Genomic DNA, 14,330 nt, shown 5'->3' on the forward strand with positions numbered 1-14,330 from the left:
CCCGCGTGGCGCCTCGGCAACCGCCGCGGAGACGGTTTGACGAGTTGGAGACAATGGTTTGACGGGTTTTGCACGGAAGCTGGCGGTCAGCGCGGCCATCACGGCGATTCTCGGCGGCGCCGCGGGGGCGCAGTCGATGCAGCCGGACGCCGGCCCGCAACTGGTGACCACGCCCCAGATCGCCTACCGGCAACCCCTGTCCGACAGTGACGCCAGCTACCTGAGCACCGCCCTGACCGCCGCCCGCGCCGGCGACGGCGACCGGGTGCGGCTGGCGATGGATTCGATCCAGGACCCGGTCGCGAAGAAGATCGCCCTGTGGGCCCTGGCCGACGGCGCGCCCGATTCGCTGAGCTTTTTCGAGGCCGACTCCGTCCGGCGCGACCTGAACGGCTGGCCGCGCGGCGCCAAGCGCCAGGCCACGGCCGAGAAGCTGCTCGAGACCTCCGGCATGCCGCCCGAGCGGATCATCGCCTGGTTCGGCGGAACCCAGCCCGAGACCGTGCAGGGCGCCATGGCCCTGGCCGGCGCGCTGCGCGCCTCCGGCCGCGGCGAGGAGGCCCGCGCCCTGATCCGCCGCTGGTGGCGCGAGGAACTGTTCGACTCGGCGCCGCAGATCGCCATGCGCGACCGCTTCGGCGCCTACATCACCGCCGACGACGACCTGACCCGCGCCGACATGCTGCTGTACGGCCCCCAGGGTCCGGCCGCGCGCGAGATGGTCGACCATATTCCGGAGTCCTACCGGCCGGTGGCCAATGCGCGGATCGCGCTGCGCTCCAACCTGTCGAACGGCAACGACCTGATCGCCAACATGACGCCCGAGCAGCGCCAGGATCCGGGGCTGATCTATGAGCAGGCGGCCTACTTCCAGCGCAAGGGCCTGACGACCATGGCGCTGCAGCTGGCGCGCGGCTTCAAGCCGGCCCCGGCGCAGGACGTGGCGGCCCGCGCCTGGACCACCGACCGCCGCAAGATGGTCGTCGCGGCGCTGGCCGCCGGCGACTACCAGGGCGCCTATGGCGCGGCGGCCAACACCGGCCTGACCGTCGGCCCGGACGCGGCCGAGGCGGAATTCTACGCCGGCTGGATCGCGCTGCAGAAGCTGAAGAACCCGACGGCCGCGGCCGACCACTTCGCGCGGCTGGCGGCGGCGGGCACCTCGCCGATCACCCAGGGCCGCGCCCTCTACTGGCAGGGCCGCGCGGCCGAGGCGCTCGGCGACAAGGCCGGGGCCCAGGCCTTCTACCAGAAGGGCGCCCAGTACATCACCGTGTTCTACGGCCAGCTGGCCGCCGAGCGCGCGGGCATCAAGACCATCACCCTGCCGAAGGACCCGGTGGTCACCCAGGCCGACCGGGCGCGGTTCGAGGGCCGCGAACTGGTCCGCGCCCTGCGCATCCTGTTCGAGACCGGCAACAAGGACACCTTCAGGGTGTTCGCCCTGCATATCGACGACACCCTGCCGACGGCCGCCGAATGCGCGCTGCTCGTCGACCTGGCGCGGGGCTACGGCGACCCGGACACGGCCATGCGGGCCGTGCGCACGGCGGCCCAGCGCGGCATGCTGCTGCCCGAGCGCGGCTATCCGCTGCTGACCGCGCCGGTGGTCCAGGGCGGGGCCGAGCCGGCGTTCGTCTTCTCGATCACCCGCCAGGAAAGCAACTTCGACGCCCGCGCCCGCTCCTCACCCGGCGCCCGCGGCCTGATGCAGCTGATGCCGGCCACCGGGGCCATGACCGCCCGGTCGCTCGGCGAGAGCTACACCGTCGACCGGCTGTTCGAGGCCGACTTCAACATGCGCCTCGGCGCCCGCTACCTCGGCGACATGGTCGGCACGTTCGGCGGCTCCTACGTGATGGCGGCGGCGGCCTACAACGCCGGTCCGGGCCGTCCGGCGCAGTGGACCGCCCTCTGCGGCGACCCGCGCGGGGCCTCGACCGACCCGCTCGACTACATCGAGTGCATCCCGTTCGTGGAGACGCGCAACTACGTCATGCGGACGCTGGAGACGACGCAGGTCTACCGGGCGAGGCTGGCCGGCGGCTCGGCGCCGCTGATGCTGTCGAACGACCTCAAGCGCGGGGCGTGGGGGGCGTATGTGCCGTCCGCCGCCCCGGCGGCGGCGCCGGGAGCGCGGTAGGGCGGCGGGATAGGACGCCGCGACGTCACGGAATTGGCCCGTTCTTGAATGTCTGACCTTCAGGCGGGAGCCTAACGGCAGCTTTCGACCCGTTGCGGACATAGCGAGTTGAGGCGTTAGGTTACGGATGCGCTATGATCTCCCCTTCCTGCACGATTATGCAGTCGAGCTTGGCTTCAGCGCCGAGATTGACAGTACTTCGCTATTGATTGACCTCGGCGAGGGGGCCCGCCTTTCGTTCGTCAACGCAGAGCGGGACGAGGATTGTCTGATCGGCTTCATGGATGCCCCTTGGCATTTTCACGGCGCCACGCTGACGTTTGCTGATCCGCGTGGTAACTACGCCGAACTTGACCACCTCGCACTCCTAGACGGTCTCGCGCGGGGCTCTGTGCTGATCTGCACTCGATTGTTGGCGGGGGAGGTCAATGATCGGTGGCTGTCGCACGCCGAGTTCAACGACGAGTTCAGGTTCTTGGAGCCGGTGGACCATCTATTTGTTCGGCGCGCCTTGGTACTTATGGGTGCTGACGCGAGCGGTGAATAACCACCCGTTGCCGACCTAAGCACCTCGCGAAATGCTGACGGACTGGTGACCCTAATCCCCTTTTCTTCCGCTCATCCTCGCGGAAGCGAGGACCCAGGTTTACGGCCGGTGCACTCACGGTCGGGGATGTCTGGCGCTCAGCAAATCTCCGGGTACAGGTCCCGCCATCCGGGATTGGTCTTCTCGATCAGTTCGATTTTCCGAGCCCGCCTCCAGACCTTCATCTGCCGCTCCCGGCGGAAGGCGTCGTCGCGGGTGTCGAAGGCCTCGCACCGGACCAACAGCTTCAAGGCGTAGCGGTGGCCTGACCGGAGCCAGACATCCCTTGACGTGCGTGCACCGGCCGTAAGCCTAGGTCCTCGCTTCCGCGAGGATGAGCGGATTTGGGGGATTGGGCCCTAAGATCCGGCCCGCCGCGCGGACACCACCGGGCCCGTCGGGGTCTCGATCAGCTCTCCCTCCAGGCCGAACACCGTGCGCAGGACCGTCGGCGTCAACGCCACGGACGCCGCTCCCTCGGCCGCCACCTGCCCTTGCGCCAGCACCACCAGCCGGTCGCAGAAGCGGGCGGCGAGGGTCAGGTCGTGCAGGGTGACGACCACGGCCGCGCCGCGCGCCGCCTCGGCCCGCAGCAGTTCGAGGGTCAGCAACTGGGCGTCGGGGTCGAGGCCGGCGGCGGGCTCGTCGGCGACCAGCAAGGGGGCGCGGGTGGCCAGCAGGCGCGCGAGCAGCACCCTCGCCCGCTCGCCGCCGGACATCTCCAGCACGCCGCGCTTCTCGAAGCCTGAGAGGCCGACGCGGGCCAGGCAGGTCCCGGCGACCTCGCGGGCGGCGGCGGGCGACAGGTCGGGGGCGCCGAGGGCGACGATGTCGAGCGAGGCCAGGTTCCAGCCGACGCGGCGCTCCTGCGGCAGGTAGCCGACCAGCCGGGCGCGGGCGGGCTCGGGAATGGCGTCGACCGGCCAGCCGGACAGGGCGGCGGTCCCGCTGTCCCGCCGCAGCAGGCCGAGGCCGGACCGGATCAGGGTCGTCTTGCCCGAGCCGTTGGGGCCGATGACGCCGACCATCTCTCCCGACGATACGGTCAGGCCCGCGCCTCGCAGCGCCGGGCGGCCGCCCTGGCGCACGACGAGGTCCTGGAGGTCCCAGGCCGGGGTCATGCGCGCCAGCTCCGCGCCGCGCGCCAGGCCACCAGCGCGAACAGCGGCGCGCCGAACAGGGCCGTGACCACGCCGAGCTTCAGCTCCTGCTCGGTCGGGATCACCCGCGCGGCCAGATCGGCCAGCACCAGCAGGCCCGCGCCCGCCAGCGCCGAGGGCAGCAGGGTCTTGCCCGGATCGTCGCCGGCGAAGCGGCGCACCAGGTGCGGCGCGGCCAGGCCGACGAAGCCGATGATGCCGGCCGCCGCCACCGAGGCCCCGGCCAGAAGCGCCGCGCCGCCGACGGCCGCCGCCCTGAGGCGCGCCATCGGCAGTCCGGACAGGGCGGCCGTCTCCTCGCCGAGTGTCAGCATGGTCAGGCCGCGCGCCGACCAGGCCACCAGCAGGGCTCCGATCGCGGCGGGGATTGCGGTGCTGATCAGGTCCGGCCAGTCGCGGTTGGCCACCGAGCCCAGCATCCAGGACAGCACCTCGGCCGTGGTCACCGGCGAGGGCGAGAGGTTGTAGACCAGCGAGCTGAGCGCCCCGGCGAAGGCCGAGATCGAGACGCCCAGCAGGATCAGGGTCTCCGGCTCGCGGAAGCGGGCGGCCAGGACCACGACCAGCGCCCCGGCGACCAGCGCCCCGGCGAGGGCCGACAGCTCGATGGCGCCCGGAAGGGCGGCGAGGCCCAGCGCGATGGCCACGCCGGCGCCCAGCCCCGCACTGGCCGAAACGCCGAGCACGCCCGGGTCGGCCAGCGGATTGCGCAGCAGCCCCTGCAGCGCCGCGCCGGAGAGGCCCAGAGCCGCCCCGACCAGGGCGGCCATGCAGGCGCGCGGCGCGCGGATGGTCCAGAGTATCTCGCCCGGCGCCGAGCCCGGCCGGGTCAGGGCCGTCCAGTAGTCGCCCGGCCGCAGCGTCGTCTCGCCGACCAGCACCGCCAGGACCACCGCCGCCAGCAGCAGCAGCGTCAGGATGAGCAGTCCCCGGCCCCGGCTCATCGCGGCGCCGCCCGGGCCAGCAGCTCGGCTCCGTCGGCCGCGAACCAGGCCGGACAGCCGAGGATGGCGGACGGCAACGAGGCGGCCGTGCGGCCGGCCAGTCTCTTGCGCAGGGCCGCGTGCCGTCCCGGGCCCCAGCGCTGCATGGCCACGGCGAAGGTGTCGAAAAAGCCGAGCACGAAGGCGCTCGGCGGCGTCATCACCAGCCGCTCCATCGGGATCGGCTTCCAGGTCGAGCCGGTCGCCAGATTGCGCATCCCGGCCGCGCGCATCATCGCGTCGACGAGGCTGCCCGGGCCGGTGGTGAAGCCCGTGGGGGTGAAATAGAGGGCCGGCGCGCCCTTCCAGGCTCCGCCGGCGTGCGTGAGCTTCGCGTCCATCCGCGCGACCAGCGCCTCCCCGGCCGCCGGGTGGCCGAGGGCCGTCGAGACCGCGCGAACATTGGCGCGCACAGCGTTGAAATCGGTGGCTTCTCCGATCTTCACCGTGCGCACGCCGCGGCGCGCCAGGGCGCCCTCCAGCCGGGCGTCGCCGCCCCAGTAGCGGACGACGATGTCGGGCCGGATGGCCAGCACGGACTCAGCGGTCGCCCGGCGCACGGGCAGGCCGACGGCGCGAGCGCGCAGATAGCTGTCGGGGTCATCGGCGCGGGCCGACAGGCCCACGATCGAGTCCCGGGGGGCCAGCGCCAGCACATACTGGTCGGCGCAGCTGTCGAGCGACATGACCGTCGGCGCCGCCGCGGCCTGACCGGCGAACGCCAGCACCGCCAGGGCGGCGGTCACAGCTGGCGCCCGTCTCATCGGTTCAGTCCGTCACAAGGCCGTGGAAAAGTCCGTCCAGCAGAACCCCGCGCAGCTCGTCGGTCGGGGACCAGTGGAAGGTCGGCTTGGTCAGCAGCAGGGCGACAAGGCCGTGGCAGGCCGCCCACATCGCCTGGGCCGCGCTCTCGACCGTGCCCGTGCGCAGCCGGCCGGAGGCGCCGATCTCGCGCACCGCGCCAAGAAACTTCTCGTAGCAGCGGTCGCCGAGCGCCTCGGTGGCCGCCTGCTTGTTCTCCGACAGCACGCCGCTGTGGCCGCAGAAGACCAGCTGGTAGGCGTTCGGGTTCTCGAGCGCGAAGGTGATGTAGGCGTCCAGCATCAGCCGGACCCGGGCGACGGCGTCGATCGGCCGGGCGGCGATCTCGCTGTTCTGCCTGAGCAGCACCGCGATGGCGCTGTCGCAGATTTCCAGCAGGATCTCGTCCTTGTCGCGGAAGTGCATGTACAGCGCGGTCGAGGACACCCCGACCTCGTCGGCGATCTTGCGGATCGTCGCGCCCTGGTAGCCTTCCGCGAGGAAGATTCTTTCGGCCGCCTGCAGGATCTCCCCCCTGCGCATATGGCCATCGCCTTTGGGCTTACGCGCCGATCGTTGCGGCTTCTTCAAGGTAGTCGTCACTCGACTCGCCTTTCCCCTGGGTTCCCCGAACTCTACTAAACGGCAATCACCCAGAGGCCGCAAGCCGCGTGGCCGTACGGACGAATTTCCCGCTTTGGTTGAGATCTGACATTTTCCCTCTTGGCGGGATTTTGGCGCTCGGGCTGATTCGCCTCGAAACGGCCCCGGGGACGACATGGCGCGGGAACAGGCCAGGACACGGACCATCGCGCGGCCCCGGCGGTCACCCGTCCGCCCGCTCCGGCCGCGCCCCCGGCTGGTCGAAGCGGATGACGCCGCCGGACGCCGGGGCGCCGCCCTGCCGGCGACGGCGGCGCAGCGCCTCGCCGCCGCGGCCGCCCTGTCCCTGCTGGCCGCCGGCCTGCTGCTGACGCCGACGCTGGTGCACGACCTGGTCTTCGGCCTGTTCGCGCTGACGGCCCTGACCCGTCTGGTCGCCGCGTTCGCTCCACCCGCCGCGCCACCGGTTCAGCCGCTGCCGGATGCCGCCCTGCCCGCCTACACGGTGATCGCGCCGCTCTATCGCGAAGCCGCCATCGCCCCGGACCTCGTAGCGGCCCTGTCGGCCCTCGATTATCCGGCGGACCGACTACAGACGCTGATCGTGGTGGAAAGCGACGACCGCCCCACGCGCGAGGCGCTGGACGCCCTGACCCTGCCGGCCGGGATGGATGTGCTGGTCGCGCCGCCGGGCTGGCCGAGGACCAAACCGCGCGCCTGCAACATCGCCCTCGAGCAGGCGACGGGCGAGCTGCTGACCATCTACGACGCCGAGGACCGGCCGGACCCGGGCCAGCTGCGCGAGGCGGCGGCCCGCTTCGCGGCGGCGACGCCCCGGCTGGCCTGCCTGCAGGCGCCGCTGCGCATCGATCCCGACCGGAGAATGCTGCCGGCGCAGTTCGCGCTGGAATACGCGGTGCAGTTCGAGGTGCTGATGCCGGCGCTGGCGCGGCTGGGCCTGCCGTTCCCGCTGGGCGGGACCAGCAACCACTTCCGCGTCGCGGCGCTGCGCGCCGTCGGCGGCTGGGACGCCTGGAACGTCACCGAGGACGCCGATCTGGGCTTCCGGCTGGCCGCGGAAGGCTTCGACATGGGGGTGCTGGCTTCCCCGACCCATGAGGCCGCGCCGGACACGCTGCGCGACTGGATCCCCCAGCGCAGTCGGTGGGTGAAGGGCTACATGCAGACCTTCGGGGTCCAGTCGCGCCAGCCGCCGCACTGGCGGACCGGCGCGGCGCTGTCGTTTGCCATGACGCTCGGCGCGGCGATCGCGGCGGCCTTCCTGCACGGGCCGCTGGTCGCCTGGGCCCTGGCGGCGACGGCGCTGGGGCTGATCGAGGACGGCGCGCCGTGGATCAGCGCCGCGGACGGCGCATTGCTGACGGTCGGCTGGATCGGCGCGGCGGTCGCCGGGATGGTCGGCTTGCGCCGCGCGGGCCTGCCCGTGCGGGCCCGCGACCTGCTCCTGCTGCCGCTCTACTGGCCGCTGCATTCGATCGCCGCCGCCCATGCGCTGGCCCAGCTGGTCGACCGGCCGTTCCACTGGGACAAGACCCCGCACGTCGCGCGGACTGGACAGGGCGCCGCCTGAGCCGGTATCGCCCGGAGATGACCGGGCCGATCATCGCAGACACACCCGCCCTGATGCGCACCACGGGCTGGGCCGACTACGCGCTGGTCGACAGCGGCGGCGGGCGCAAGCTCGAGCGCTACGGGCCCTATCACGTGGTCCGGCCCGAGCCGCAGTGCCTGTGGACGCCACGCTTGCCCGCCGCGCGCTGGGACAACGCTGACGCGGTGTTCGACCCGACCGACGAGGACGAGGCCGGTCGCTGGCGGTTCAAGGGCGCGCCCGTCGACAGCTGGGAGCTCGGCTGGGGCGCGGTGAAGTTCCACGGCCGGTTCACCAACTTCCGCCACCTGGCCTTCTTCCCCGAACAGGCGGCCAACTGGGAATGGCTCGACCAGCGCCAGCGCGCGGCCGGCCGGCCGCTGAAGATGCTCAACCTGTTCGGCTACACCGGGGTCGCCAGCCTCGTGGCGGCGGCGGCCGGGGCGCAGGTGACGCACGTCGACGCGTCCAAGCAGTCGGTGCAGCGGGCCCGCGAGAACGCGACCCTGTCCGGCATCGACAACGTCCGCTGGATCGTCGAGGACGCCCGCCGCTTCGTCCAGCGCGAGGACCGGCGCGGCAACCGCTATGACGGCATCATCCTCGATCCGCCGAAGTTCGGCCGGGGTCCCGACGGCGAGGTCTGGCGATTGTTCGAGGACCTGCCGGAAATGGTCCGGCTGTGCGCCGGCCTGCTGTCGGACGACGCCTCGTTCCTGATCCTCAACGCCTATGCGGCGCGCATCTCCGGCGCCTCGATGGCCGGGCTGATGGCCGAGGTGACCGCCGGCCGGGCCGGCCGCATCGACTGGGGCGAGCTGGCGCTGGTCGAGGAGTCAGGCGACCGGCAGGTGGGCCTCAGCTTCTTCGCGCGGTGGTCGGCATGAGCCGGGTCGTCACGTCGCACACCAACCCCACGGTCAAGGCGGTCAAGGCGCTGCACATGCGCAAGGCCCGCGAGGAGACCGGCCAGTTCCTCGCCGAGGGGCTGAAGATCGTCACCGAGGCGATCGAGCTGGGCCACACGCCGAAGATCCTGATGTTCGGCCAGGACGGCGGCGACCACCCGTTGCTGGTCAAGGCCATCGGGGCGACCGGCATGGCCGGCGGCGATGTCATCGAGGTCAACCGCGAGATCCTCGAGAAGGTCGCTCGGCGCGACAATCCGCAGGCCGTGCTGGCTGTCTTTGAGCAGAGGTTCACGCCTGCCGGGGCGCTGGCGCCCGCGAGCGCCGGCGTCTGGGTGGCGCTGCACAGGGTGCGCGATCCGGGCAACCTGGGGACCATCATCCGCACGGCCGACGCGGCCGGCTGCGGCGGGGTGATCCTCGTCGGCGAGTGCTGCGATCCCTATTCGGTCGAGGCCGTGCGGGCGACCATGGGTTCGATCTTCGCCGTGCCGATCGTCAAGATGACCGAGGCCGAGTTCATCGCCTGGCGCGGCGCCTGGCCGGGCTCGGTGGTCGGAACCCTGCTGACCGCCACGGTCGACCACCGCTCGGCCGACTACCGGCGGCCGACCCTGATCCTGATGGGCAACGAGCAGGCCGGGCTGACGCCGGACCTGGCGGCGCTGTGCGACGTCAACGTCAAGATCCCCATGCGCGGAAGGGCCGACAGCCTGAATTTGTCGGTGGCCACGGGCATCATGATCTACGCGGCGGGGGACTAGCCCGTGCGTCCGGCGCTCCCGATCCTGGTGGTTCTGCTCGCCGCGGCGCCGGGCCTGGCGAGCGCCGAACCCCCGACCCTGACCTTCGAGAACGCCACGGGCCAGAAGGTCATTCACCTCTACGCGGAATGCCTCACGGTAACCGACTGCGACTGGGACGACCTGCTGGGCGACAGGGTTCTTGAACCCGGCGAAACGATCCGGCTGCCCGCGGTTTCACAGGACGATCGCGCCGGCTGCGCCCGCCACTACCGCGCCGAGCTCCCCGATCTCGCGACGGTGCGGGTGAACAACGTCGACTCCTGCCGATCGACGGTGATCCGCTTCGGCCCGCCGCCGGCCCGTTGACGACAAGGCCGCTGATCCCACGGCGCCGGCCGGCTCAGGCCGCGTAGACACGCCGGCCGCCGACCCAGGTCTCCAGCACCCGCACCGATCCGACATCCTCCGGCGCGATGGCGAGCGGATCGCGGTCCAGCACCACGAAGTCGGCGAACTTGCCGGCCTCCAGCGTGCCGATCTCGTGCTCGGAATGGCACTGCCAGGCGGCGTCTCGGGTCAGGGCGATGATCGCCTGTTCGACGCTGACCCGTTCGGCCGGGTTCAGCACGCCCCCCGGCTCGCGCCACAGGCTGCGGTTCACCGCGTTGTCGATCAGCCGCAAGGGGTCCATCTCGGTGACCGTGTCGTCCGAATGCATCGTCCAGCGGATGCCGGCCCTGCCGCAGGATCCGGCGCGGCAGAGCAGATCGGCCTTGTCCGGGCCGAAGATCTCGTCGCGGAACGCCTTGCCCCAGTAATGAACGTGGCCGATCAGGAAGCTCGGACTGACGCCGAGCGCCGCGATGCGGGCGATCTGTTCGTCGTGCAGCACCGAGCAGTGCTCGATGCGGAAGCGCAGGTCGCGCGAGGCCCCGGCGGCATAGGCGGCCTCGAAGGCGTCGAGCGCCCGGTCGATGGCCAGGTCGCCGTTGGCGTGGACCGTCACCTGCCAGCCCTGCAGCGCCCGTTTGACGACGATCTCGCGCAGGGCCCCGGCCTCGACATAGGCGATGCCCGAGCCGCCGACGCCGTCGAAATAGGGCTCGCGCTGCAGGCCCGTGCGACCCTGGTTGGAGCCATCGGAGACGATCTTCCAGCCGGTGGCGCGGGCCATGGCGTCGCCGTCGCCGGGGCTCAGCCCCTGCTCGTCCCAGGCCGCGTGCCCGGCCTGGATCAGCGAGTAGCGCAGGCGGGCGGTCATGTGGCCGGAGGCGGCGAAGGCATGGAAGGCCGCCATCTCGCGCCGTCCCTGGAAGCCGCCGGACGCCTGGTCGCAGAAGGTCGTCACCCCGACCCTGTTGGCCTTGTCGCAGACCCTCCTGCAGGCCTCCGGAACGTCGTCCAGCGCCATGGCCGACAGGTTGTGGCCGAGCACGGTGAACATCGGGACCTGCCCCTGCAGCACGCCGTTGGGGCGGCCGTCGGGGTCGCGGGCATAGGCGGCGCCGGGCGGGTCAGGCGTCCCGGCGGTGATCCCGGCGATCTCCAGCGCGCGGCTGTTGCAGTAGCCGATGTGCAGCGAGGCATTGAACAGGAACACCGGCCGGTCGGGCGCGACCTGGTCCAGGGTGTGGCGCGTGATGCGCTCGGCCCCGGGCTGCAGCGACGGGTCGAACTGGCGGGCGACGATCCAGTCGCCGGCCGGCGCGGCCGCGGCCAGGGCGCCGATCCGCGCGATCACCGCCTCGGCGTCGACGCAGGCCGTCGGGCCGACATCGGGATAGCGGCCGAGAATTGCGATCGGGAAGAAGTGCATGTGGGGCTCGATGAACCCCGGCAGGACCGTGCGGCCGCCGCAGTCGATGATCTGCGCGTCCTCGCCGGCCTGCGCCATGACCTCGGCGCGCGTCCCGACGGCGATGATCCGGCCGTCGCGATGGGCCAGCGCCTCGGCGGTGGAGAAGGCGGCGTCGACCGTCAGGACCCGCGCGTTGACCAGGACCCGGGTTCCCACCGGCGTCGCCGGTCGCGGGCCAAGCCCCTGCCAGGCCCTCTCGCCGCTCGCGGCCGCCATGTAGGGCAGCGACAGCCGGGCGATGTCCCCGAGAATCGGCGCGCAGCACGGGCAGCCATGCAGACGAAAGTCCCGGGGCTGGAACGGTCGTCGCGATATCCCGGCCGGATCTGGCGTCCGGTCCCTGATGCTGGCGTCCAATGAAGCCTCCCGATTGAACGCGCGCACCATGACCATGACCCGCCCTCCGCGCCAGCGCGGCTTGCCCCCAGATCAGGTTCCGCGCGGTTTCGCCCGCGTCACCGGCGCGGCGGCAGCGGGGTCTTCCGGCCAGACGTGTTTGGGATAGCGGCCGCGCATGTCCTTGCGGACGTCCGACCACGACCCCTTCCAGAAGCCCGGGATGTCCTTCGTGGTCTGGATCGGCTTGTGGCCTGGCGACAGCAGGCTGAAGGTCAGGGGCACGCCGGCGACGGTCGGATGGACGGCCAGGCCGTAAAGCTCGCCCACCCGCACCTCGACCTTCGGCCCGCCCTCGGCGGCGTAGTCGATGGCGAAGCTGTTGCCGGTCGGGGCCGTGAAGCGGGTCGGGGTCTCGGCGTCGAGTCGGCGCTGGACCTCCCAGGGGATCAGCGCCCGCAGCGCGTTTTCGAGCTGGCCGTCCGACAGCTGGGCGAGGCTGGACTTGCCGCTGAGCAGCGGCGTCAGCCAGTCGTCGAGACCGGCGATCAGGGCCTCGTCGGTCAGCGGATGGCCGATGAAGGCCAGCCGCGCGCGGAGCCGTCCGCTGGCCTCGCCCAGCGGCAGGGCGGCGAGGCCCTCGCGGCGGACCTTGTCGGCCAGGGCGCGGGCGATCGTCGCCGGGTCGGGCTTTTCGATGCGCCGGTCCTCGACGGTCAGTCTGTCGAGCCGCAGCAGGCGCCGGCCGCGCACCTTCCCGTCGGCCTCGACCTCCAGCCGGTCCTCGGCGACCAGACGGTCGGCGAAGGCCTCGCGCAGGGCCGCCTCGTCGAGCGGCGCGGCCAGCAGGATTCGGTCGCGCGCCGCGCCGCCGCCCAGCTCGCCGATGGCGATCCACCTTTCGCGGGCCAGCACGTCCGTCGGTTCAACATGGGCGCCGCGTCCGGTGGCCAGCTGGAACTCGCCGTTCGCGCCGCGCGCCTTCGCCACCCGCTCGGGGAAGGCCTCGGCCAGCAGCAGGGCCTCGTCGAGCGGCGGCTGCTTCGGCGGCGATCCGGCGCTCTTCGCCCAGCGTTCGGCCAGCTGGCGCGCGTCGCGGGCGCGGGGACCGCGATCGCGATCGAAGGCTTCCAGCCGGTGACCCAGATGGACGTCGCGACCGCCGAGGCCGCGCTCGGTCAGCAGGGCCGCGATCCTGGCCGCCAGCAGCGCCTGGCCGCCGGCCGCGCCGCGCACGACCATGTGCGCCAGCCGGGGCGGCAACGGCAGGCGGGCCAGGGCCTCGCCATGCGCGGTCAGGGCGCCCTCCCCGTCCAGCGCCCGCAGCCGCACCAGCAGCGACCGCGCCTCGTTGAAGGCCGCGGCCGGCGGCGGGTCGAGAAACGCCAGACCCGAGGCGTCGCGCGCGCCCCAGCGGGCCAGATCGAGCGCCAGACCCGACAGGTCGGTCTCGAGGATCTCCGGGCGGGCGAAGGCCGCCAGCGCGCGGGTCTCGGCCTCTTCCCACAGGCGGTAGCAGACGCCGGGTTCGGTGCGGCCGGCGCGGCCCCGGCGCTGGTCGGCGGCGGCGCGGGACACCCGCACCGTCTCCAGCCGGGTCAGGCCGCTGGCCGGATCGAAACGCGGCACGCGCGACTGGCCCGCGTCGATGACCACGCGCACGCCCTCGATGGTCAGGCTGGTCTCGGCGATGGAGGTGGCCAGCACCACCTTGCGGCGGCCCGGCGGCGAGGGGCTGATGGCGCGGTCCTGTTCGGCCGGGTCGAGCGCGCCGTACAGCGGAGCCAGGTCGACGTCCAGCCGGCGCATCCGCTCGGCCAGCCAGTCGCGGGTGCGCAGGATCTCGCCCTGCCCCGGCAGGAACACCAGCAGGCTGCCAGTCTCTTCCGCCAGCGCCTTCTCCACGGCACGGCCGACCTGCTCCTCCAGCCGGTGGGCGGGATTGCGGCCGAGGTAGCGGGTCTCGACCGGGAAGGCCCGGCCCTGGCTCTCGATCACCGGCGCATCGCCGAGCAGCCGCGCCACCGCCGCGCCGTCGAGCGTCGCCGACATGACGAGGATGCGCAGGTCGTCGCGCAGCAGCGCCTGACTGTCCCGCGCCAGCGCCAGGCCCAGATCGGCGTCGAGACTGCGCTCGTGGAATTCGTCGAACAGCACCGCCGCGACGCCGTCGAGGCCGGGGTCGTCCTGGATCATGCGGGTGAAGACGCCCTCGGTGACCACCTCGATGCGCGTGCGGGCGCTGACCTTCGACTGCAGCCGCACCCGGAAGCCGACCGTCTCGCCGACCGGCTCGCCGAGGGTCGAGGCCATGCGCGCCGCCGCCGCGCGGGCCGCAAGACGCCGGGGCTCGAGCACGATCAGCCTGCCGTCGCCGACCCAGGCCTGGTCCTTGAGGAACAGGGGAACGCGCGTGGTCTTGCCGGCGCCCGGCGGGGCGACCAGCACCGCGCTGGCCCCTTCGGCCAGCGCCTCTCCCAGACGGGGCAGGATTTCCTCAATCGGCAGCATTGGGGGCAGTCCTAGTGCGTCACAAGCCCCTCGTCACCGTAAGCCGTTGCGCGAGACGGCTTTGCTGCTAACGTCCCCGACCT

The 14,330-nt window shown here is 72.3% G+C and carries 12 protein-coding genes; 6 read left to right on the forward strand and 6 right to left on the reverse strand.

Going from position 1 to position 14,330, the window contains the following annotated elements:
- Nucleotides 1–58: 58 nt before the first annotated feature.
- Both AC1RN0_RS10315 and AC1RN0_RS10320 read left to right on the forward strand, forming a co-directional pair.
- Nucleotides 59–2,143 carry a lytic transglycosylase domain-containing protein gene (locus AC1RN0_RS10315; RefSeq protein WP_492787346.1) on the forward strand — a complete coding sequence of 695 codons (2,085 nt, stop codon included), beginning with the start codon at nucleotides 59–61 and terminating at the stop codon, nucleotides 2,141–2,143.
- Nucleotides 2,144–2,270: 127 nt separating this feature from the next.
- Nucleotides 2,271–2,690 carry a hypothetical protein gene (locus AC1RN0_RS10320; RefSeq protein WP_492787347.1) on the forward strand — a complete coding sequence of 140 codons (420 nt, stop codon included), beginning with the start codon at nucleotides 2,271–2,273 and terminating at the stop codon, nucleotides 2,688–2,690.
- Between the two features lie 398 nt (nucleotides 2,691–3,088).
- On the opposite strand, the gene AC1RN0_RS10325 is transcribed toward AC1RN0_RS10320, so the two are convergent.
- From AC1RN0_RS10325 to AC1RN0_RS10340, 4 genes are read right to left on the reverse strand one after another with little or no spacing between them, the layout of a single operon-like run.
- A complete protein-coding gene (locus AC1RN0_RS10325; RefSeq protein ID WP_492787348.1) occupies nucleotides 3,089–3,850 on the reverse strand; it encodes an ABC transporter ATP-binding protein in 762 nt (253 codons plus the stop codon).
- Complete coding sequence (locus tag AC1RN0_RS10330) at nucleotides 3,847–4,833, reverse strand: FecCD family ABC transporter permease (protein WP_492787349.1); 987 nt, start codon at nucleotides 4,831–4,833, stop codon at nucleotides 3,847–3,849. The genes AC1RN0_RS10325 and AC1RN0_RS10330 overlap by 4 nt, the downstream gene beginning before the upstream one ends.
- Nucleotides 4,830–5,636 carry an ABC transporter substrate-binding protein gene (locus tag AC1RN0_RS10335; protein WP_492787350.1) on the reverse strand — a complete coding sequence of 269 codons (807 nt, stop codon included), beginning with the start codon at nucleotides 5,634–5,636 and terminating at the stop codon, nucleotides 4,830–4,832. Before AC1RN0_RS10335 ends, AC1RN0_RS10330 begins: the two co-directional genes overlap by 4 nt.
- 4 nt (nucleotides 5,637–5,640) lie before the next feature.
- Nucleotides 5,641–6,216, reverse strand: a complete 576-nt coding sequence (locus AC1RN0_RS10340; protein ID WP_492787351.1) for a TetR/AcrR family transcriptional regulator — start codon at nucleotides 6,214–6,216, stop codon at nucleotides 5,641–5,643.
- Between the two features lie 235 nt (nucleotides 6,217–6,451).
- Here AC1RN0_RS10340 and AC1RN0_RS10345 point away from each other — a divergent pair, with 235 nt between their 5' ends.
- Genes AC1RN0_RS10345 through AC1RN0_RS10360 form a run of 4 tightly spaced genes read left to right on the forward strand, consistent with a single transcriptional unit; the run spans nucleotide 6,452 to nucleotide 9,908 of the window.
- Nucleotides 6,452–7,867, forward strand: coding sequence for a glycosyltransferase family 2 protein (locus tag AC1RN0_RS10345; RefSeq protein WP_492787352.1), 1,416 nt, complete (start codon nucleotides 6,452–6,454; stop codon nucleotides 7,865–7,867).
- A 17-nt stretch (nucleotides 7,868–7,884) separates the two neighbouring features.
- Nucleotides 7,885–8,775, forward strand: coding sequence for a class I SAM-dependent methyltransferase (locus AC1RN0_RS10350; protein ID WP_492787353.1), 891 nt, complete (start codon nucleotides 7,885–7,887; stop codon nucleotides 8,773–8,775).
- A complete protein-coding gene (locus AC1RN0_RS10355) occupies nucleotides 8,772–9,560 on the forward strand; it encodes a TrmH family RNA methyltransferase (protein ID WP_492787354.1) in 789 nt (262 codons plus the stop codon). Before AC1RN0_RS10350 ends, AC1RN0_RS10355 begins: the two co-directional genes overlap by 4 nt.
- Nucleotides 9,561–9,563: 3 nt before the next feature.
- Nucleotides 9,564–9,908: a hypothetical protein gene (locus AC1RN0_RS10360; protein WP_492787355.1), complete on the forward strand. Its 345-nt coding sequence runs from the start codon at nucleotides 9,564–9,566 to the stop codon at nucleotides 9,906–9,908.
- Between the two features lie 34 nt (nucleotides 9,909–9,942).
- Here the strand turns inward: AC1RN0_RS10360 and AC1RN0_RS10365 are convergent, their stop codons facing one another.
- Both AC1RN0_RS10365 and hrpB read right to left on the reverse strand, forming a co-directional pair.
- Nucleotides 9,943–11,556: an amidohydrolase gene (locus AC1RN0_RS10365; RefSeq protein WP_492787356.1), complete on the reverse strand. Its 1,614-nt coding sequence runs from the start codon at nucleotides 11,554–11,556 to the stop codon at nucleotides 9,943–9,945.
- 273 nt (nucleotides 11,557–11,829) lie between these two features.
- Nucleotides 11,830–14,247: an ATP-dependent helicase HrpB gene (gene hrpB / locus AC1RN0_RS10370; RefSeq protein WP_492787357.1), complete on the reverse strand. Its 2,418-nt coding sequence runs from the start codon at nucleotides 14,245–14,247 to the stop codon at nucleotides 11,830–11,832.
- Nucleotides 14,248–14,330 lie beyond the last annotated feature (83 nt).

This window comes from Caulobacter sp. GW821-FHT12F03 (assembly GCF_058806855.1).

What these genes read in the sequence shown, in the direction of transcription:
- AC1RN0_RS10350 (WP_492787353.1), top strand. Translation starts at nt 7,885, where the DNA reads ATGACCGGGCCGATCATCGCAGACACACCCGCCCTGATGCGCACCACG.
- AC1RN0_RS10335 (WP_492787350.1), bottom strand. Translation starts at nt 5,636, where the DNA reads ATGAGACGGGCGCCAGCTGTGACCGCCGCCCTGGCGGTGCTGGCGTTC.
- AC1RN0_RS10320 (WP_492787347.1), top strand. Translation starts at nt 2,271, where the DNA reads ATGCGCTATGATCTCCCCTTCCTGCACGATTATGCAGTCGAGCTTGGC.
- AC1RN0_RS10340 (WP_492787351.1), bottom strand. Translation starts at nt 6,216, where the DNA reads ATGCGCAGGGGGGAGATCCTGCAGGCGGCCGAAAGAATCTTCCTCGCG.
- hrpB (WP_492787357.1), bottom strand. Translation starts at nt 14,247, where the DNA reads ATGCTGCCGATTGAGGAAATCCTGCCCCGTCTGGGAGAGGCGCTGGCC.
- AC1RN0_RS10325 (WP_492787348.1), bottom strand. Translation starts at nt 3,850, where the DNA reads ATGACCCCGGCCTGGGACCTCCAGGACCTCGTCGTGCGCCAGGGCGGC.
- AC1RN0_RS10330 (WP_492787349.1), bottom strand. Translation starts at nt 4,833, where the DNA reads ATGAGCCGGGGCCGGGGACTGCTCATCCTGACGCTGCTGCTGCTGGCG.
- AC1RN0_RS10345 (WP_492787352.1), top strand. Translation starts at nt 6,452, where the DNA reads ATGGCGCGGGAACAGGCCAGGACACGGACCATCGCGCGGCCCCGGCGG.
- AC1RN0_RS10355 (WP_492787354.1), top strand. Translation starts at nt 8,772, where the DNA reads ATGAGCCGGGTCGTCACGTCGCACACCAACCCCACGGTCAAGGCGGTC.